Raw genomic sequence first — 19255 nt, forward strand, 5'->3', positions numbered from 1 at the left:
AGGTTCACTGCTGCTCCCGCTTCGCCCGGCGCGCGGCACCGACCGCGCGTTTGGCGATCGCCCACCGATGCACCTCCGAAGGCCCGTCGTAGATCCGGAACGGGCGAACCTCACGTGACAACCGCGCCAGCGGCAGATCTCCCGATACCCCCAGCCCGCCACACATCTGCACGCTCCGGTCGACGATCCGGAAGATCGCCTCGGCAGCAAAGGTTTTCGCTATCGAGGTGGCGTTGGAGGCGTGCTCGCCCTGATCGAGTTCCCAGCACGCCCGAGTCAGCAGTGCTCGCGTGGCCGCGATATCGATCTCGTTGTCGGCGATCATTTTCTGGATCATGCCGAGATCGCCCAGCCGCGAACCGAACCCCTCACGCTCGGCCACATGAGCCACCGCCACATCGTGCCCCCGACGGGCGGCACCGAGCCAGCGCATCACATGCGTCATCCGCGCCGGCCCCAACCGGACCTGCGCGTATCCGAAACCGCGGTCGACCGCACCGAGCACCGCCGAATCCGGAACCAGCACATCGTCGAAGAACACCTCACAGTGACCGCCGATCATCGACCGGTCCAGGGTTTCGATGTGGCGTTCGACCCGAATCCCGGGAGTGTCGTCGGGCGCGAGGAACATCGTCGCGCCGCCACGCTGACCGGGCTCCCCCGAGGTGCGGGCCATGATGATGAAGAATCCCGCACCGTCGGCGCCGGTGATGAACCACTTGTGCCCGGAGATCCGCCAGCCGCCCTCGGCCCGCACCGCGCGGGTGGCCAGCGCCGACGGATCCGAGCCGGCCCCCGGCGCCGGCTCGGTCATCGCGAATGCCGAACGCACCTCCCCGCGCGCCAACGGCTCCAGAAACCGCTGCTTCTGCTCCGGATCCGCGATATGGGCGAGCATATGCACATTGCCCTCGTCGGGCGCGGCGATATTCAACGCGGTCGGGCCGAACAACGAGTACCCGGCCTCTTCGAACACCGGCGCCCGGTCCGACATGTTCAGGCCGTGGCCGCCGTATTCCACCGGCGCATGCGGGGCGAACACGCCCGCCTGCCGTGCCGCGCGCTGCCACTCACCGCGCGCCTGGTCACCACCGGCGGCCGCGATATCGCCACCGTGCGCATCTTCGACCGGCAATACGGACGTCCGCACGAACTCGCGGGTCCGTTCCGCCAGCTCCCGGACCTCGGCCGAATAGGACAGCTCGATCGTCACACGCACTCCTCACCACAGCAGCCGAACGCTCGTTCGCCTATCGTCTGCCGACGATCCTGTCATGTCGCTTTTTCCCTTGTCAACGCACCAGTATCGTCGTGGCCAGTGTTCAGTTATGCTGAGCACCATGACGGTTGTCGCGTTCGGTAACGCAGATATCGGTGCCCGGCTCCGGTCGGCCAGAACCGCGGCCGGGCTCTCACTGCGCGGCACCGCACGCCGCATCGGGGTCAGCCCCGCCACACTCAGCGCCATCGAGAACGGCAAAACCGGCGCATCGGTACCGCGACTGCGGACCCTTGCCGCCGAATTCGGAGTCACGGTCGGATGGCTCGCCGGCGATGAGCCGGGGCCGCACCCCCAATCCCCGCCGCGCTCACGCCGTTCCGGCGACGAGATCAGGGCCGACGAGGCGCGGCAGCACTGTCACTGGCGTGAATTTCCGCCCCTGTCACTCGACCCCGTCCTCGCCGCGGCCATCGCCTCGTTCGTCGAAACCGGGTATCACGGCGCCACGATGCGCTCGATCGCCGAACGCGCCCGGATCAGCGTGCCGGGCGTGTACCACCACTATCGGGACAAGCAGGAGCTGCTGGTTCGGGCACTCGACCTGACCATGGACGAACTGCACCTCCGGGTGGGTGCCGCCTACGCCGACGGTACGACCGCGCTCGGCCGGTTGGTACACACCGTGGAAGCACTGGCACTGTTCCACACCCACCGCCGGCAGCTGGCCTTCATCGGAGCCAGCGAAATGCGCAGCCTGACAACTGCGAACCGGCAGCGAATCGCGGACTCGCGCAATCGACTTCAGCACCTGCTCGACGACGCTATCGCCGCCGCGCTGGATGAGGCGCGGCGACCGCACGACGACGCACGCGTCGCTGGACGAGCGATCGCCACCATGTGTACCGCGCTGCCCCAATGGTTCCGGCTCGACGGACCCACCTCACCGGAGCAGATCGCGACCCGGTACGCCTGCTTCGCCCTGGGCCTGCTCGGGCTGCCGGTGACGGGAGCGCAGACTGTTCAGGATCGCGAGCAGGACACCCAGGCCCACCAGGATCAGTCCGCGCGCCCAGATCGCGGCCTCGATCCGGGTGAACAGGAACAGACACGAGGCGAGGGCGAGCCAGACGAGGAGGGTCGGGGCGCGGAAATGTTCGGTCTCGACCGGGTGCCGGCGCTCGAGCAGTACCGAACAATTCACCGCCGCGAAGACGACGAGTAGCAGCAGTACCAAGGTTTCGGCCAGCACGCGCCATGCCGAAGGCGAGCCGGGATGCCATGACGCCGGTCAGTAGCGCCCCATTGGCCACCGCGACCAGCGCGATCACACTGAACAATCGTTCCGGCACGCCACCGGCCCGGCGCACCACCTCGAGCAGCGGCCCACTCGATTCGGCCAGTCGCCGGTCGGTACCGCGGCACTGGTCACCACGCCTACCAGCACGTACACCAGCCCGGCCGTGAGCAACGCACCGAACAACGCGGCCGGGTACGAACGCCGCGGATCGCGCACCTCCTCCGCCAGGTTCGCCGAGGTCTCGAATCCGACGAAGGAGTAGAAGGCCGGTACCGCGCCGGCCGCCACCGCCGCAACGGGACCGTGCTCCGCGGTTCCGATATCGGTGAGCCGGCCCGGATCGGCGTCGCCACGCAGCAGCAGCCAGGCGCCGAGCCCGATGACCAGCACCAGCCCGCCGAGCTCGACCACACTCGCCGCGACGTTCGCCCGCAACGATTCCTTGATTCCGCTGCCCGGGCCAGCGCCCCTACCGACACCACACCCGCGGCCAGCATGCAGAAGCCGACCAGCGAACCGGCCGCCGGTCCCAGCGCGCGAGTCGCGTAGTGCGCGGACCCACCCGCTCGTGGATATTTCGTCGTCAATTCCGCATACGACGCGGCAGTGAGCGTCGCCGAACCCGGCGCCACCGCCAACGGTAACCACACCGCACCGCCGGACGCCTCGGCCACGGAGCCGATCAGCACGTACACGCCTGCTCCGAGCACGTCACCGAGGATGAAGAAGTACAGCAGCGGCGTGCTCGCGGCGCGCTTCAGGGAACGAGGCAGAGCGGCCAGGTACCCGACGCTCGCAGGTCGAACCCGGATACACAGCCGATTACCCCGATCTCCGACCGGAGGTCCGGTCTCACTCAGCCGGGAGGCGCGGCACGCTCACCGGTAGCGGATGTCCGGCCGTCCTGCGCGGCGCGGCATTCCAATTCGACCCAGCGGCAAATGATTTCGACGACATACTCCCGCTCCCGATCGGTCAGCTCATTCCCCTTGGCGATACCGTGCGTCCGTTGCAGACAACTGCGGCAACAGGTGCCGGTGGCATGCTGAGCCCGAAAAACCGGGTGCCCACCCCAGGGCGTCTGCTTGCCGTCTCGGGCAGGGTGAGCCGGCGCGAGCCGCGTGCCGATGAGATCGGCGGCATGTCGGCGCACGACCTCCATACCGCGCAGCGCGACGAACTCCACCTCGGGCGCACGCAGGTGGAACTTCGCCCGGAACGGGTGCCGGGCGATCTCGCCGAGGCGAGCGTCGAGAGTTGCGCGGTCGGGCGGCATGAGTCCAGCGTAGGCGCACAGCCCGACGGGCAGATCTGTGCGGAACAAGGCTTCGTCCCGTCGGTTGCCACAGCGGTGCCGATACGCACGTTCGGGTCGCCACAGGTTCAGGCGAACAGTGCCGTGAACCGCCAGTCCAGTACTCGCACCGGCGGCCCCGCCCGGCGGTGGGCGAAGACGATCGAGCGGAGGTCGAGGGCTCCGGCACCGGGCAGGGCAGTCGCATCTTCGACGTACAGGTCGCTGGTCAAGGTATCTCCTTCGGAAACCGCGGCCGTGTGATCGCACGACCGCCAGCCGAGCACCGTGACCAGATTCGGCAGCGCACGTGTCGCTTGGGCGAGCGCGATGCCGATCGTATGGCCCCCGTAGACCAGGCGGCCATCGGGGCCGAACCTTTCGTCATGGTGGGTGGCGGCGAGATTGAGTGTGAGCCGGGCCAGTTCCGGGGCACTGCTGACCAGATCACCACTCGAGGTGAACCGAATCCCGACCAGCGCAGCGTCGAAGTGGGTGCCGGGGACCTCGGAACGGTAGACGCCGAGGTCGATTCCATCCGGGACGGCCCACTTCGGTTCGTTCCGTTCGCCGATCGTGGAGAGATCGTCGGCCCGTACCACCTGGGCAGGATTCACGGCGGGATCGATCGGCAACATCGCGCACCGATGGAAGTCGAGGACGGTGCGCCCGTGTTGGTCCACAGTACTGATCCGCAGTGCGGCCAATCCCGTTGCCGGACGTCCCGCTCTGATCGAGTTGGTTTTCAAGCCGACGACCTCGGTCGTGGTCCACAGGGTGTCGCCGATCAGCGGAAGGCGATGCAATCGCAGTCCGCGATAGAACAGGTTGGCCCGCACATGATGGGTGACCGACGTCGATTGACCGATCGCGACGTCGGTGACCAATCCCGGGTGTGCGAGTGGGCCACCCGCGACCGCAGCCGACAACCGCGCATCCAATGGCAGCCGTAACCGATCACCGAGAATCGCCTGGTGTGCGGCAGCCAGACCGTCGGTCAGCGTGACGGCCGGGGCGGTGTCGAAGATCTGGCCGACCGTCAGCTGGTCGAAGTACGGGCCTCCCACATCGACGGAGCGAGTGTGGCGCGGTGTCGTCATCGGGCTCCGATCCTGGCCACGATGCGCCGAGCCGCAACGGCGACAGCTTCATCGAGCATCCGGCCGTCGAGCTGAACAGCTCCCGCGCCGCGTTCCTCCGCCGCTTCGAGGGCGGCCAGTACCCGGCGGGCGAAATCCGCGTCCTCGCCACTCGGGGTGAATATCTCGAGCGCGGGGTCGATATGCACCGGATGGACAACCCACTTGCCGTCGAATCCGAGATCGGCGGCCCACTGCGCCGCACGACGGAATGCTCCCATATCGACGAGATCTAGAAACGGACCGTCGATCGCCTGTACGCCGGCCTCCCGTGCCGCATGCAATACCCGGTCCTGGACGTAGAGCCACTGTTCCGGCCGGGTTACCTGGGAGCGGCCGAGGGCGGCACCGAGGTCGGCGTAGCCGATGACCATCGCCTCGAGTCGCGGGCCCGCGGCGATCGCGTCGACATTGCGAACACCGCAAGGGGTTTCCACCAGCGCCTGCACGCGTACCGCACTGTCACCTCCGCGGTGCAGGATCCGGTCGATCTCCTCGAGCTCCGCAGCGTTTTCGACCTTCGGGATCACCAGAGAGGCCAGGAAGTCCGCCGCTCGACCGAGCACGGACAGATCGGGGCCGAACCACGGGGTGTTCGGCCCGTTGATCCGGACGGAGACCGCCCGTCGAGCTCCGTACTCACGGGCCAGCTCGACTACCAGTCGGCGCGCTTCGTCTTTCCGGGCGGCGGTGACGGCGTCCTCGAGGTCCAGAACGACCTCGTCGGCATGTGAGCCGAGCGCTTTTCGCGCAGTGCGTTCGTCGGAGCCGGGCGCGACCAGTGTTGTTCGTCGGCGGGTAGCGATCACATCAGGTCCTTCTCTGTCGTATCGCGGGGGCGTTCGAGGCACCGGCGAGGAAGCGGAGGCACAGTCGCGGTTCACCTCGGTGCAGGGAAGGGCTGATTGATCGTGGTGAAGTACTGGAGCCCCGCCATGATCGCGGCCGGTGCGGTGACCAGCAGCTGGCCGGCCAGCGTACCCAGCGCACCGACTGCGACGATGCCGCCCAGGCAGCCCACCACAGCTGCCGGCACGAATGCCCCGAACAGGCCGACGATCGCTGCCGCCGCAACGGTCGCACCGGCGATGCCGCCGAGAAGGCATCCCACCGCACCACCGGTCAGGCCCCCGACCAGGCTACCGACGGTGGCACCTGTGGTGATCGTCGTGACCATCCGGTTCCAGGCGGCCTGCTCGCGGTCGTATGGGGTCTTGAACGGCGCTTGGTCCTCGAACGGCAACGCGACGGGTCGATACTGTGCGTGCGCCGCATCGAAACGCGGTGTCAACGTGGCGGTGCGCCCGTTGATCTCGGCCGCGATCGGAAAAACGAAATCGTCGACTCTGAAGGACAATTCGGTCCCGGCCAGCACCGTGCCGTCCGCCGCCTTGATCCTGAAGACGCCGCGGTCGGTATCCATTGTGCCCGCATCGGTGGTGATGATGGTGGACGTCCGGTTCGCGGTCGCGGTGTAGTTCACGCCGCGACTCTGATCCGGCGCTGCGTCGGCGACGCCGGCGGCCGCGCTCCATATCGCGACCACGAGGGTGGAGATGGCAAGGCTCTTCATAGTTGTTCCTCTACTTGTTCTGTTCGCCGGTGCACCGGTCACGATCACCGCGCGTGTGGCGCGGGTGCCGCGATGGTCCGTACTTCGATCCGGGAGGCGCGTAGCCGCAGACATTCGGCGCTGTCCAGGGACGGAGAGGCGCACAGATAAAGCTGATTGCCGTGTTCTCCACCTGCTGCACAGGCGAGGACGAGCTGATCGAACCGCAGGCGCTCGATCTCACTGCCCTCCGCATCGAAACGCACAGCTGCACAGCCGAATACATCGGAGACCCAGACGCTCCCCCAACGATCCATCCCGATGCCGTCGGGAGCGAAATCGAATGGCAGTTCCTTGCGCCCGGAAAGATCTCCCCCCGCACCGAGGTCGAAGCGACTGAGCCGGGCACCGAACGACTCCGCGACGAACAGATATTTTCTCGTTTCGTCGACGACGATTCCGTTGCTGAACGCGAGTCCGGAAGCCACCTCTCGGTACTCACCATCGGGTTCGATCGAAAAGATCCGACTGGTAGCCGGCGGAACAATTTCTGCGCGGCAGACCTTTTCGATATCTTCCGCGGTGGTGAAGAATATGTGTGGATCGAATCCGGTTTCGCCGACATAGCACCGCCCGGTCGAGTCCACCGCCAGATCGTTGAGCGTCGTGGCGACCACATCGGAAAGGTCGGCATGCACAACGAATTCGTTCCCTTCGAGCCGGACGATCTTCCGCTCCTGCATCAGAACCACCAGCAGCCGCCCATCGGGCAGCCACCCGATTCCGCCCGGAGAGCTCGCCACCTCGAGGGTGCGACGGTCCGAACCGTCGGCGCGAACCGATACGACTCGATTGAGGTGCATGTCGACAAACCAGAGGCGTCCGTCGCGATAGCGCGGGCATTCGGTGAACGAAAACCCTTCGGCAACATATCCCGCGGGCGAATGTGCAGTCATCGAACTTACTCCCTTTCCCTGGATCAGGCTTCGGACGCAGCGCTGATCGCATTGACATCGGTGACACTCGGCGATTGCCGCTGCCGGGGAATCAGAGCGGCGAGTATCGCGCCGAGAATTCCGAACCCCGCGAGAACATAGAAACTTGTCTCGACGCTGCTGCCGGCGGCGACGAGAAACCCGATCAACGTCGGCCCGACCAGAGCGCCCACTCTCCCGGCACACGAAATCCACGACAGAGCAGCGACTCTGGAAGTGATCGGATAGTCGGTCGCCACGAACCCGGACATGAGTAGTTGAGCACCGAGCGTGCCGGCACCGGCGACGAATACCAGGAGGTAGACCAGCAGCAGCGGAAGGACGATACTCAGCGCGAGAATACTCGCCGCGGCGGCAAGAAACACGGCAATGATCACCACACGAGGACCGGACACGTCGGCACGTTTGGCGAGCAGCGGCGGGATCGTCGCGGCCCCCAGATTCAGGGCCATCAAGAAGGTGAGGGCCGAACCGAGCTCGTAGCCATTGGCACGCATCAACTGCGGGAGCCAGGTATTCAGGCCGTAGGTCAGCACGAGACCGCTGGCACTCAGCAGCCCGAAGACGACGGTCCGTATCCATACTCCGTCGACGAACAGTGCTTTCGGGCCACGCGCGACGCCATGGGAGCCGTGTGGTACTTCCTGCGACGAGACGGCATCACTCGCGCGGCGCGACGGTGTGGAGGATTCGGGCAGAGCGAAGTACATCAGCGGCACCAGGGTGATCAATGGCAGTGCACCGACCGCAAAGAGGAATCGCCATCCCAGCGGCTCGAGTGCCAGCACGCCGACAAGTGCCGCGACCACACCACCGACGGGGTATCCCGCCCAGGCGATGGCACTGTATCGGTTGCCCTTTCCATCCGGCGCGAATTCCACCGCGAGCGCCGCCACGAGCGGGACGAACGCACCGATACCAAGCCCTGCCATCAACCTGGCGCCACCGAGCAGCTGAACATTCGGGGCCGCAGCGCACACTGCCATCCATCCCGAGAACCAGGCACACGAGGCGATGGTCAGCGTGCGCCTGCCGGTGAAATCGGCCAGCGCGCCGGAGATGATCGAGCCGATCAGCATGCCCACAACCGTGAGCGTGCTGATCAGGCCCGCGGTCGCGGCGCCCAGGTGCCATCCATCGGAAGAGATCAGTTGCGGCAGCACCGTCCCGTACGAGACGAGGTCGTACCCTTCGAAGGCCAGGCCGGCAAAACACATTGCCAGAACGGGGATTCGCGCTCTGGCGACGACTCTGGTCACTGTAACTCCCTCGCGGTTGATGAGGATTGCGTAGTCCGCGGTGAACGGAGCTCGGGCCGCAGGATCGAGACGGTCGAGAACCGGGGCCGGCGCGGACGCCTCGGAGACTTCGGACCGCGCGTCGAACCGCGCGCTCCGGCATTCATTCGGCGACGTCCGCTCGCGGAGATTGTTCGTCTTTCCCGGGAACCGGCGCAGGGATCGAGAGGCAGGACGTCTGCAAATGAGACTAGATACGACAGTGCGATGAGTCAAGCATCACAGTGTCGATCCAATGTGCTCTCCGTCTATCAAAGCCGCTCACCACCCCTGCCATGACGGCACTGCGCGGCCGCCGGCGGCAACTCCCAGGACTACGCTGACGGGATGGACAACACCGCATCGACTGAGTCGACGGAATTGCTGCCGGTACGCGAGCAGCAGCGATTGCTCACTCGTCAGCGCATCGTGGACGCCGCACGCACGGTCTTCGAGGACCGCGGCTACGGCGAAGCGTCCATGGGCGACATCACCAAGGTCGCGAAGATCAACCGCTCCACCATCTACCTCCACTTCGCCAACAAGGCGGAAGTCTTCAACGAGGTGTACGAGGCAGTCCGCAAACAACAAAGCACGCGCTACTGGTCCCTGCTGAACTCCGCACTCGAGGAGGGCACCGAATCCTCGGTCCGACACTGGCTCGACAATGCGCTGACCTGGTGGGAGGACCACGCCAGGTTGCTGCCGGCCATCCACGAGGCCATGGCGAGCGACCTCGAGGTCGCCGCGCGATGGAAGGCGCAGATCGACCAACTGGCAGGCGAACTGGACGGATACCTACATACGGTCCCCCGGACCCAACGTGCGGAACGGCAACTGCGAATCGAACTACTCATGATCCAACTCGATCAGTTGTGCTTCCGATGCATCGTGCAGAAGGTTTTCACCCTGGAGCGCGACGCACTGCTCGACGTGGTGACCGGTCTATGGGCAGACGCTCTGAACTTGAAGAAGGACCTGTGACCGATAAGTAGCAACCCCACCCCTGTCCGACAACGCCGAGCCGTCCACATCCGGCTCCGGCGTTGTCCTTTTTTTCGAGCCCCACCGGCGACCCGGCGGTCTTCACGTCCAACTTCACGCAACACACTGTTGCTTGACTCACCAGAGTGTTGCGCGTAACGTCGGTGTCAGATGGTGATCCCGGCGACAGCAAAGTCGCTCGGGGCCAGGTCATTCGATATCCGGAATGCGTGCGCCCACTCTGGTGCGGCGCGGCCGAGCCGAAGGCATTCCGTCCCCTGACCGGTGCGATGCCCACCGATGCGCACGAAGCAATAGGACAGGACCAATCAATGAACGAGATCCGAATAGGTGCGGGCGAAACCTTTCCGGCGGCGTTGGCCGAACTGGCCGATACATTCCCCGACACCGAGGCCGTGGTAGCGCCGGAAGGACGTGTGACGTTTGCCGAATTCCACTCCCGTTGTGCGGAATTCGCGGGCATGCTGGCCCGAGCCGGGCTGCGGCCCGGACAGCGGGTCGGAGTGCTGCTGCCCAATGGCTTGCGCTGGCTGGTAGCGATGCTGGGCGCCCAGCGCGCGGGACTGACCGTTGTCCCGATCAACACGTGGTACCGCTCCAACGAACTGGCACATCTGATCGCGACCGCGCAGCTGCGGCTGATCGTCACCGATGGCGTCGTTTTCGGCAAAGACATCCCCGCGGAGCTCGCGGCCGCAGGCCGGCCCGGAATGTACACCTCCGACACCGACGGCGGGGGCGAGGGATATCTGGGCGCTCTGCTGTGGCCGGCGGACGAGCAGTTGCCGACGTCCGCGCAGCGCGGCCCGTGCCCGCCGCCGACCTGCGCGTCTTCCGATCCGGCGATGATCCTCTACACCAGCGGCAGCACCGCCCTTCCCAAACCGGTCCCGCTCGAACACGGCAAACTGCTGCGTAACGGCCGCGCCATGGGCGACTGTATGCATGTGGTGCCCGGCGATCGACTGTGGTTCGCGATGCCGTTGTTCTTCGGCTACGGCGCGTGCAATGCGCTGCCGGTCGCGCTGGCCCACGGTCTCACTCTCTGCGTTCAGGAGAAGGTCGACGGCGACGCGGCGTTGGCGTTCATCGAGGCCGAGCGCTGCACCGTCTTCTATGGCCTCGCCACCGCCGTGCGCGCCCTGCTGGCCGCGCCCAGTTTCGGACGGCGTGACATCTCGTCACTGCGGACGGGACCGGTGGGATTCAACGCGGAAGACAAACGGCTGGCCATCGAGGGTCTCGATATCGCCGAAGCGTGCAGCGCGTACGGAATGACCGAGTCCTACGGCTTCGTCACCATGACCGATGCACACGACGACCTGGCGGCCAAACTCGGAACACAGGGGAAATGCCTTCCCACCCAGGCGATCCGGATAACCGATTCGACCGGTAGGCCGTGTCCGCCCGGCTCGGTAGGTGAGATCGAGATCCGCGGCTGTGTCATCCCCGGCTACCTGGGCGGCGCGGAGATCAACGCGGGCACCCGGACCGCGGACGACTGGTTCCGGACCGGCGATCTCGGGGTGATCGACGACGAGGGCCGGCTGGCGTTCGGCGGTCGGTGGAAAGAGATGCTCAAGATCAAAGGGATCAACGTAGCTCCGCTCGAGGTCGAGGAGATCGTTTCCGGCCACGCCTCGGTCGACCAGGCCTACGTGCTGGGGATCGAGACCGCCGACGGCGATCAGGAGATGGCGTGTGTCGTCGTGCCGGCTGTCGCAATCGGCGACGCGGAAGCCCTCAGCCGTACCCTCACCGAGTACATCCGCGCTCGTGCCGCCAGCTACAAGGTGCCGGCCCGATTCGTCGTCATGGAAGCGACGGCAGTGCCACAGACCGCCACCGGCAAGGTAAGCAAGCTGAAGTTGCGTGAGCTGCTCAGCGAGGGCGTGCGATGAGCACCTCCGCCCGTATCCGGCGCACTCCGCGTTTCACCGACCTGCCGACACTGCCTGATCGCGACGAACACCACGGCTGGGATGTGTGGGGCCATGACGACGAGCTCGGTACGCTCAACCTGATCGGCCCCGAGCAGCGCATCTGTGCGGCCCGCACCATCCGAACCGGCGCGATGATTTCGCTGAATCTCCCACTGAACGAACCGGATCCGGGGTTGTTCGACGACCGCGAGCCCTATCAGCACATCGTCGAGGACACCGCCGCCGGGCACGACGACCGGCTCGACCACTTCTATCTGCAGGGCTCCTCCCAATGGGATGGTCTGCGCCATATCCGCGCCGGACGGCACGGCTACTGGGGCGGGCGCCAGGAACCCGATCTGGCCGGCACCGACATCCTCGGGGTCGATCGGTGGGCGGCACACGGCTTCGGCGGCCGTGGAGTTCTGCTCGACATCGCCAACTACTTGTCCGACAGGGGATCGCCGCTGTCTGCGGACGAACCGGTGGTGATTACCGCTGCCCTGCTCGACGAGGTCGCCGCCGCGCAGGACACCACCTTCGAGTCGGGCGACATCCTGGTGGTTCGCACCGGCTGGACGGAGTGGTACCGGACGCGTCCACTCGAGGACCGGGCCCGTATGCGCGGAACGATCGGCGCCGGATTCGCCTGCCCGGGACTGGACTCGTCGAAGGAGATGGCGGGCTATCTGTGGGACAACGAGTTCGCTGCCGTCGCTGTCGACAACGTCGGCGCCGAAGTCTTCCCGGTCGATCGCGAGAAGGGATTCCTGCATCGCCGCCTGATTGCACTACAAGGCATGCCGTTGGGCGAATTGTGGTGTCTCGCAGAGCTTGCCGAGGCGTGCGCCGACCGTGGCGCCTACGAATTCCTGCTGGTGTCGGGAGTTTTGCCACTGCCGGGCGGAGTCGGAACGCCCGCGAACGCCCACGCCATCCTCTGATCCATCACCGATGAAAGGAACCGCTGTGCCGCTGGGCCCGCTCCGTCAGGTTGCCGTAGTCGGGATCGGGATGACCGAAGTCTCCCGACGCTCGCCACGCACCGCCCTGGATTTCGCCGCCGAAGCGCTGCGCCTCGCACTCGACGATGCCGGTCTGCGCCCGGGCGACATCGACGGCCTGTTCACCAATGTCGGCTATCCGCTGGCTGTCGACTACGACCGGATGGCCGAAGCGTTCGGGCTCCGGATCCGCGCCGCGCTGCAGACCTGGACCCACGGACGGTTCGTCGGACCGGCCCTACAGGCGGCGGTGCAATCGGTCGCACTGGGCATGTCCGATATTGCGGCATGCGTTGCGGGAGTGTCATTTTCCGGGCTCGGCACGGTCGGTGGTGCGGAGGATATCGAAGGGATGCGTCAGGGCGGTGGCTCGCACGGCGAACTACCGCATTACGGCATGACCGCGCCCGGCGCCGGCGCGGCGATGGCCTTCCGACGGTATTGCGCCCGTTACGGCTACGACCCCGAGCTGATCGCCGCGGTGCCCACCGCGTTTCGCACGCGCAATCGAATCCGAACGCACAGGTGACCACTCCCCTGAGCGCCGAGGACTACCGGCGACAGCCCTACATCGTCGAACCGTTGCGTCGCCCCGATTTCGCGTTGCTCAGCGACGGCGGTGGCTGCCTGCTCGTCACGACCGTCGAACGCGCCCGCGACCTGCGCCGCCCTGCCGTCGTGGTGGCCCGGATGCAGGGCCTGCACACCGGTCGCGACGAATTCATCTTCGCCCCACCGGGCCTCGGAGTCTTCTCCCAGAACGACACCAGGCGAATCGAGCACAATCCGGTCTACGCGATGGCCGGACTGACCGGGGCCGACGATGTCGATTCACTGCAACTGTACGACGCGTTCTCACCCAACCTGGTGTTCGTCCTCGAGCGCTTCGGCTTCACCGCCGAAGGCGAAGCGCTCGACTGGCTCCAGAACGGTCGGATCGGGCTCGGTGGCGAACTACCGACCAACACCGCCGGTGGACTGTTGTCGGAAGCACATATCTGCGGCTGGGGCCACATGATCGAGGCCACTCGCCAGCTCCGCGGGCAGGCCGGTGACCGCCAAGTCGACGGCTGCGAAATCGTTCAGTGGGCGACACCCTTCGGCGATTCGCTCATCTTCACGAAGGATCGGTGACAGGCAGTGACGAACGAACGCCCCCTTCCCGTCAGGTATCCGGAGGACGTCGAACATCTCGACGGCGCGGTGAACGCCCTGCTGCGCGTACCCTGCTGCCGCACCTGCGATCAACGGTTCTGGCCGCCCGCGCCCGTATGCCCCGCCGACTTCGGCACCGACATCGGCTGGGATACCGATCCGGGTACCGGCCGGGTCAACAGCTGGGTTCGCTTCCACAAGCAGTACTTCACCGCAGATCGGGTCCCCTACGTCGTCGTTCAGGTCCGTCTCGACAGTGGACCCAACCTCACGACCACCTGGACGGGCGCAGCGGATCCGGTCATCGGCGAGCTCGTCGCAGTGTCGTTCCGCACTGTCGGCGACGACACCGTACTGCCGGAATTCGGACCGGTGCCCACCCATGACTGATACGCCGATCGAACGCCTCGGACATAGCAATATTCGGAGGAACCACACCATGACCGATTCCGGCCGTCACACTCTCGACGACCGCTATACCGTCGCCGACGGCGTCGTCCACCTCACCGGTGTGCAGGCGCTGGCGCGGCTGCCGATCGACGTGCGTCGGGCAGATCGGCGAGCAAGCCGTGCCACCGCGGCGTTCATCTCCGGATACGAAGGGTCGCCGCTCGGCGGCTACGACCTCGAGCTGGGCCGACAGGGCCCGCTGCTCGACGAGCACGACATCCTCTTCCGGCCCGGCGTCAATGAGGAACTCGCGGCGACCGCGGTGCAGGGCGCGCAACTGGCCGCGATCTCGTCCGACAAACGCGTCGACGGCGTCACCGGCTACTGGTACGGCAAGTCACCCGGCCTCGATCGTGCCTCGGACGCCTTGCGGCACAACAATCTCATGGGCACCCACCGGCTGGGCGGATCGCTGGCACTCGTGGGAGACGATCCGGCGGCGAAATCGTCGACCGTGCCGGGCAGTTCGGAGATGCTACTGGCCGATCTCGGGATGCCCACCCTGTATCCCGCCGATCCTCAGGAAGTTCTCGACCTCGGGCTCCATGCTGTCGCACTGTCGCGAGCATGCGGGCTGTGGGTGGGTTTCAAGATCGCCACCAACGTCGCCGACGGCACCGCGACCGCGCGCGTCCACCCGGACCGGATCAGGCCGATCGATCCCGACTTCCGCATCGATGGGCGGTCGTTTGCCCACGAGATGACCGCGCGCATGCTGCAACCCGACCTGGGCCGGCTCGAACGCAGCCGCGACGGCGCGCGCCTGGAACTGGCCCGCCGGTACGCGGCGGTCAACAGCCTGAACACGATCGTCACCGAGAGCGGCGCCGATCGGATCGGAATCGTTGCCGCCGGAAAGACATTTCACGATCTGCGGCAAGCGCTGCGCACCTTGGGTCTCGACGAGGCGGAACTGGCCCGCCGCGGGGTGCGGCTGTTGCACCTGGCGATGATCCACCCGCTCGAACCCGAGATCATCGGCCGATTCGCGCGCGGCCTGCGGGAGATCATCGTGGTCGAGGAGAAGCGTTCGTTTCTCGAAAGCGCCCTCAAGGACCTGCTCTACGGCCGCTCGGACGCACCGGCGATCAGCGGCAAGCGCACTCCGGACGGCACCGCGCTCGTTCCGGCCGACGGAGAACTCGACCCCGACCTCATCGCTACCGCGCTGGCGTCGCGACTACGCGCGCACGGCGATTTCCCCAGCGTCGATGCGTGGTCACCGCAGCACCACAGCACGCGACCGCGCACATTGCTGCCGCTGGCGACGCGCACGCCGTACTTCTGCTCGGGCTGCCCGCACAACACGTCCACCAAAACCCCCGAAGGATCGCTGGTAGGGGCCGGAATCGGCTGCCACAGTCTGGTTTTGATGATGGAACCGGAGCAGACGGGGCAGATCACCGGCCTCACCCAGATGGGCGGCGAAGGGGCGCAGTGGGTCGGTATGGCCCCGTTCCTCACCCGCGATCATCTGCTGCAAAACCTCGGCGACGGCACGTTCCACCACTCCGGTAGCCTCGCCGTGCGAGCCGCCGTAGCCGGCGGTGTCGACATCACCTACAAGCTGCTCTACAACTCCGCGGTCGCGATGACCGGCGGGCAGCAACCGGCCGGTGTGCTGAGCATCGCACAGATTGTCACAGCGATGCGTGCCGAAGGCGTCCGCCGCATCATCGTCACCACCGACGAGCCTCGCCGCCTGCGCAAGTTGCGTCGTCTCGCCGGCGTGCAGGTCTGGCACCGCGACCGGGTCGAAGAGGCGCAAACCGAATTGTCGGGCACCGCGGGGGTGACGATGCTGATCCACGATCAGGAATGCGCCACCGAGCTTCGCCGTAAACGCAAACGCGGTCTCGCGCCCGACCCCATCGAACGGATCATGATCAACGAGCGGGTGTGTGAGGGCTGTGGCGACTGTGGTGTGAAGTCGAACTGCCTGTCGGTCCAGCCCGTGGCGACCGAGTTCGGGCGCAAGACGCTGATCGATCAATCGTCGTGCAACAAGGACTACTCCTGCCTGGCCGGCGACTGCCCGTCGTTCCTGACAGTCGTCCCCGGCAAGGCCGGCGCGGATAAAATGCTTGCCGAGTCCATCGGCGCCGATCTGCCGCAGCCCTCGGCACGGACCTCCGCCACAGCGTTCACCGTCCGAGTGACCGGGGTCGGCGGATCCGGGGTCGTCACCCTGTCCCAGATACTCGGTCGCGCGGCCACGATTGCAGGGCTGAGCGCGTGTTCCCTGGATCAGACCGGACTCGCGCAGAAGGGCGGCGCGGTCATCTCCGACATCAAACTCGGCGAAGCCGAGGCCAACAAGGCCGCCGCGGGCGAATGCGATCTGTATCTGGGCGCCGACATCCTCGTCGCCGCCGACCCCCGGCACCTGACTGTCGCCGCCCCGGGCCGTACCGTCGCGGTCATCTCGACGTCGCAGGTACCGACGGGTGCTATGGTTACCGATCCGACGGTCGCGTTCCCCGCCGAGGACACGTTGCTCGAACGCATCGCGGAAGCCACCGATCCGACAGCATTGACGGCCCTGGACGCCCGGGCCGTCTCGCAAACCCTGTTCGGCGAGGACCAGTACGCGAACCTCGTACTCACTGGTGTCGCTTATCAACTGGGCGCCATGCCCATTCCCGCCGACGCGATCGAACAGGCGATCACGCTGAACGCGACGAAGGTGAACAACAATATTCAGGCCTTCCGGCGCGGCCGCCAGTTCGTCGCGGACCGGCACGGCTTCGATGCCACCGTCGCCGCCCTGAGCCGGCAGCCACATGTACCTGCGCGGATCTCGGACAGTGCTGCGGCACTGATCGAATCCGTCGCCACGCCGGCTGGTTCCGAGCTCGATCGGCTGCTGCGCATCCGGGTGCCCGATCTCATCGCCTACCAGAACGAGGCGTATGCCGACCGGTACGTCCGATACGTCCGGTGGGTTCACCGTGCCGAGGCTGCGGCCGTGCCCGGGCAGAGCGCGCTGACCGAAGCGGTCGCCCGATATCTCTACAAACTCATGGCCTACAAGGACGAGTACGAAGTCGCGCGGCTGAGTCTGGATCCCGATCAGGAACGTGCGGTGCGAGCGCGATTCGGCGCGGACGCCACCATCTCCTACCGCTTGCACCCGCCGGTGCTGCGCGCTATGGGTATGAGCCGCAAACTCGAACTCGGGCCCTGGTTCCGGCCGGTATTCCGCACTTTGGTCGCCGGCCGACGCCTGCGTGGAACTCGCCTGGATCCTTTCGGATACGCGGCACTGCGACGGCTCGAGCGTGAACTGATCGACGAGTACCTGGCTACCATCACCGAAGCCGTCGGCACGCTGCGGCCCGAAACCCATGCGCTGAGCGTCGAAATCGCGGAGTTGCCGGACCTGATCCGCGGCTACGAAGAGGTCAAGCTCCGCACCGTGGACGACTATCGGATCCGGCGCACCGATCTGCTGGAGAAACTGCGACGGGCCGGGACGGCGCTCACGAGCGAGGTGGGTGTGCGATGAGTGACCCTGTGATCGCGGAGCTGCGCCGTGTACTGCCTTCCGAGCGGACCCTCGAAGACCCCGACATTCTCGACAGTTACTCGCACGACGAGGCCGAGTGGGCCCCGCACAGCCGCCCGCTGGCGGTCGTGCGGCCGGGTAACGCTCAGGAGATTCAGCAGATCGTCCGCGCGTGCCTGACTCATCGCACACCGATCGTGCCGCGCGGTGCGGGGACCGGGCTGTCCGGCGGCGCCAATGCCGTCGAGGGCGCCGTCGTCCTGTCGACCGAACGCATGACGGCGATCAAGGAGATCGATAACACCGAACAACTCGCCGTGGTCGAGCCCGGTGTGGTCAACGACCACCTCAGAAGCGCATGTGCCGAGCACGGCCTGTGGTACCCGCCGGATCCGGCGAGCGCCCCGTGGTCCACGATCGGCGGGAACGTCGCGACCAACGCCGGCGGACTGTGCTGCGTGAAGTACGGCGTCACCCGCGATTACGTGCTCGGTATGCAGGTTGTCACCGGCACCGGCGAACTGGTGCGGCTGGGCCGGCGCACCGCCAAGGGGGTTGCGGGGTACGACCTGGCCGGCCTCATGGTCGGTTCCGAGGGAACGCTCGGCATCATCACCGAAGTCACGGTGCGGCTACGCCCGACGCGTCCGCCGGAGCGCACGATCGCCGGCTACTTCGACTCGCTCGCCGATGCCGGACATGCGGTCGCGGCGATCGGGGCGGCGGGCCTCATTCCGTCGGCGCTGGAGCTCATCGACCGTCACACCCTGCTCGCAGTGGACGCATGGAAGAAGATGGGGCTGTCCGACGACGCGAATGTGGTCCTGCTGGCCCGCACCGACGTGCCGGGCGCGGAAGGCGAGCAGGAAGCCGCGACGATTTCGGCCTGTTTCACCGAATCGGGCGCGAGCTGGGCGGCGATCTCTTCCGATTCCCAGGAGGCCGAGGCACTGTTCGCTGCCCGCCGGCTCGCGTACCCGGCGCTCGAACGGCTCGGCCCGGTCCTCACCGAAGACGTGTGTGTCCCCCGCGCGTGCGTCCCCGAGATGCTGACCCGGATCGAGCGCATCGGGCAGCAGCACGACATCACCATCGCCAATGTCGCCCACGCCGGTGACGGAAATCTGCATCCGCTGTTGATCGTCCCCGCAGACGACGCTCCGGCACGTCGACGTGCCCAGCGTGCCTTCGAGGAAATCCTCGATGCGGCAATGGATCTGGGCGGCACGGTCACCGGAGAACACGGGGTGGGCTTGCTGAAACGTCACGGCCTGACACGCGAATTGACCGAGCCGGTCCTGGCCATGCACGCCGCGGTGAAAAACGCCCTCGACCCGCACGGCATCCTCAATCCCGGAAAGGTGATCGCACCGTGCGCGCCGTAGTGCCGGCCAGCACGGACCGGTCGACCGAACGAACCATCCACCAGCCCCAC

The 19255-nt window shown here is 66.5% G+C and carries 16 protein-coding genes and 1 pseudogene; 9 read left to right on the plus strand and 8 right to left on the minus strand.

Annotated elements, in window-relative coordinates; translation table 11 throughout:
• Positions 1–4: 4 nt before the first annotated feature.
• A complete protein-coding gene (locus NV2_RS16805) occupies positions 5–1213 on the minus strand; it encodes an acyl-CoA dehydrogenase family protein (protein WP_067874993.1) in 1209 nt (402 codons plus the stop codon).
• A 127-nt stretch (positions 1214–1340) separates the two neighbouring features.
• Between NV2_RS16805 and NV2_RS16810 the strand changes: the two genes are divergently transcribed.
• The gene (locus NV2_RS16810; protein WP_084474929.1) at positions 1341–2444 is read left to right on the plus strand and encodes a TetR-type transcription factor C-terminal domain-containing protein; all 1104 of its coding nucleotides are present in this window, start codon (positions 1341–1343) and stop codon (positions 2442–2444) included.
• Here the strand turns inward: NV2_RS16810 and NV2_RS33035 are convergent.
• The 7 genes and pseudogenes from NV2_RS33035 to NV2_RS16845 all read right to left on the minus strand — a co-directional run.
• A pseudogene (locus NV2_RS33035) lies at positions 2373–3292 on the minus strand (APC family permease); the annotation flags it as partial. The gene NV2_RS16810 and the pseudogene NV2_RS33035 sit on opposite strands and share 72 nt — an antisense overlap.
• 83 nt (positions 3293–3375) lie before the next feature.
• On the minus strand, positions 3376–3795 hold the full coding sequence (locus tag NV2_RS16820) for a DUF4186 domain-containing protein (protein WP_067874999.1): 420 nt from the start codon (positions 3793–3795) through the stop codon (positions 3376–3378).
• Between the two features lie 107 nt (positions 3796–3902).
• Positions 3903–4913, minus strand: a complete 1011-nt coding sequence (locus NV2_RS16825) for a MaoC family dehydratase (protein WP_067874759.1) — start codon at positions 4911–4913, stop codon at positions 3903–3905.
• Positions 4910–5761 (minus strand): HpcH/HpaI aldolase/citrate lyase family protein, encoded by an 852-nt coding sequence (locus NV2_RS16830; RefSeq protein WP_067874762.1) that lies wholly within the window; start codon positions 5759–5761, stop codon positions 4910–4912. The genes NV2_RS16825 and NV2_RS16830 overlap by 4 nt, the downstream gene beginning before the upstream one ends.
• A gap of 71 nt (positions 5762–5832) precedes the next feature.
• Positions 5833–6525 (minus strand): DUF8020 domain-containing protein, encoded by a 693-nt coding sequence (locus NV2_RS16835; RefSeq protein ID WP_067874765.1) that lies wholly within the window; start codon positions 6523–6525, stop codon positions 5833–5835.
• Between the two features lie 44 nt (positions 6526–6569).
• Positions 6570–7460, minus strand: coding sequence for an SMP-30/gluconolactonase/LRE family protein (locus tag NV2_RS16840; protein ID WP_067874768.1), 891 nt, complete (start codon positions 7458–7460; stop codon positions 6570–6572).
• A 23-nt stretch (positions 7461–7483) separates the two neighbouring features.
• Positions 7484–8758, minus strand: a complete 1275-nt coding sequence (locus tag NV2_RS16845; protein ID WP_157102940.1) for an MFS transporter — start codon at positions 8756–8758, stop codon at positions 7484–7486.
• Positions 8759–9124: 366 nt separating this feature from the next.
• On the opposite strand from NV2_RS16845, the gene NV2_RS16850 reads away from it, so the two are divergent.
• The 8 genes from NV2_RS16850 (at position 9125) to NV2_RS16885 (ending at position 19205) form a co-directional block, all read left to right on the plus strand.
• Positions 9125–9760 (plus strand): TetR/AcrR family transcriptional regulator, encoded by a 636-nt coding sequence (locus NV2_RS16850; protein ID WP_067874774.1) that lies wholly within the window; start codon positions 9125–9127, stop codon positions 9758–9760.
• 332 nt (positions 9761–10092) lie between these two features.
• Positions 10093–11682, plus strand: a complete 1590-nt coding sequence (locus NV2_RS16855; protein WP_067874777.1) for a class I adenylate-forming enzyme family protein — start codon at positions 10093–10095, stop codon at positions 11680–11682.
• On the plus strand, positions 11679–12647 hold the full coding sequence (locus NV2_RS16860; protein ID WP_067874780.1) for a cyclase family protein: 969 nt from the start codon (positions 11679–11681) through the stop codon (positions 12645–12647). The genes NV2_RS16855 and NV2_RS16860 overlap by 4 nt, the downstream gene beginning before the upstream one ends.
• A gap of 10 nt (positions 12648–12657) precedes the next feature.
• Complete coding sequence (locus NV2_RS16865) at positions 12658–13236, plus strand: beta-ketoacyl-[acyl-carrier-protein] synthase family protein (RefSeq protein WP_157102941.1); 579 nt, start codon at positions 12658–12660, stop codon at positions 13234–13236.
• The gene (locus NV2_RS16870) at positions 13233–13841 is read left to right on the plus strand and encodes a thiolase family protein (RefSeq protein WP_067874786.1); all 609 of its coding nucleotides are present in this window, start codon (positions 13233–13235) and stop codon (positions 13839–13841) included. The genes NV2_RS16865 and NV2_RS16870 overlap by 4 nt, the downstream gene beginning before the upstream one ends.
• Positions 13842–13847: 6 nt before the next feature.
• Positions 13848–14252, plus strand: coding sequence for a Zn-ribbon domain-containing OB-fold protein (locus tag NV2_RS16875; protein ID WP_067874789.1), 405 nt, complete (start codon positions 13848–13850; stop codon positions 14250–14252).
• Between the two features lie 49 nt (positions 14253–14301).
• Entirely contained in the window at positions 14302–17820 is a 3519-nt protein-coding gene (locus NV2_RS16880; protein ID WP_067874792.1) for an indolepyruvate ferredoxin oxidoreductase family protein, read from the plus strand.
• Positions 17817–19205, plus strand: a complete 1389-nt coding sequence (locus NV2_RS16885; RefSeq protein WP_067874794.1) for an FAD-binding oxidoreductase — start codon at positions 17817–17819, stop codon at positions 19203–19205. The genes NV2_RS16880 and NV2_RS16885 overlap by 4 nt, the downstream gene beginning before the upstream one ends.
• Positions 19206–19255 lie beyond the last annotated feature (50 nt).

The sequence above is a fragment of the Nocardia vermiculata NBRC 100427 genome (assembly GCF_001613265.1).
GTDB lineage: Bacteria > Actinomycetota > Actinomycetes > Mycobacteriales > Mycobacteriaceae > Nocardia > Nocardia vermiculata.

What these genes read in the sequence shown, in the direction of transcription:
- NV2_RS16855 (WP_067874777.1), top strand. Translation starts at nt 10,093, where the DNA reads ATGAACGAGATCCGAATAGGTGCGGGCGAAACCTTTCCGGCGGCGTTG.
- NV2_RS16825 (WP_067874759.1), bottom strand. Translation starts at nt 4,913, where the DNA reads ATGACGACACCGCGCCACACTCGCTCCGTCGATGTGGGAGGCCCGTAC.
- NV2_RS16810 (WP_084474929.1), top strand. Translation starts at nt 1,341, where the DNA reads ATGACGGTTGTCGCGTTCGGTAACGCAGATATCGGTGCCCGGCTCCGG.
- NV2_RS16835 (WP_067874765.1), bottom strand. Translation starts at nt 6,525, where the DNA reads ATGAAGAGCCTTGCCATCTCCACCCTCGTGGTCGCGATATGGAGCGCG.
- NV2_RS16860 (WP_067874780.1), top strand. Translation starts at nt 11,679, where the DNA reads ATGAGCACCTCCGCCCGTATCCGGCGCACTCCGCGTTTCACCGACCTG.
- NV2_RS16820 (WP_067874999.1), bottom strand. Translation starts at nt 3,795, where the DNA reads ATGCCGCCCGACCGCGCAACTCTCGACGCTCGCCTCGGCGAGATCGCC.
- NV2_RS16880 (WP_067874792.1), top strand. Translation starts at nt 14,302, where the DNA reads ATGACCGATTCCGGCCGTCACACTCTCGACGACCGCTATACCGTCGCC.
- NV2_RS16840 (WP_067874768.1), bottom strand. Translation starts at nt 7,460, where the DNA reads ATGACTGCACATTCGCCCGCGGGATATGTTGCCGAAGGGTTTTCGTTC.
- NV2_RS16850 (WP_067874774.1), top strand. Translation starts at nt 9,125, where the DNA reads ATGGACAACACCGCATCGACTGAGTCGACGGAATTGCTGCCGGTACGC.
- NV2_RS16885 (WP_067874794.1), top strand. Translation starts at nt 17,817, where the DNA reads ATGAGTGACCCTGTGATCGCGGAGCTGCGCCGTGTACTGCCTTCCGAG.
- NV2_RS16865 (WP_157102941.1), top strand. Translation starts at nt 12,658, where the DNA reads ATGAAAGGAACCGCTGTGCCGCTGGGCCCGCTCCGTCAGGTTGCCGTA.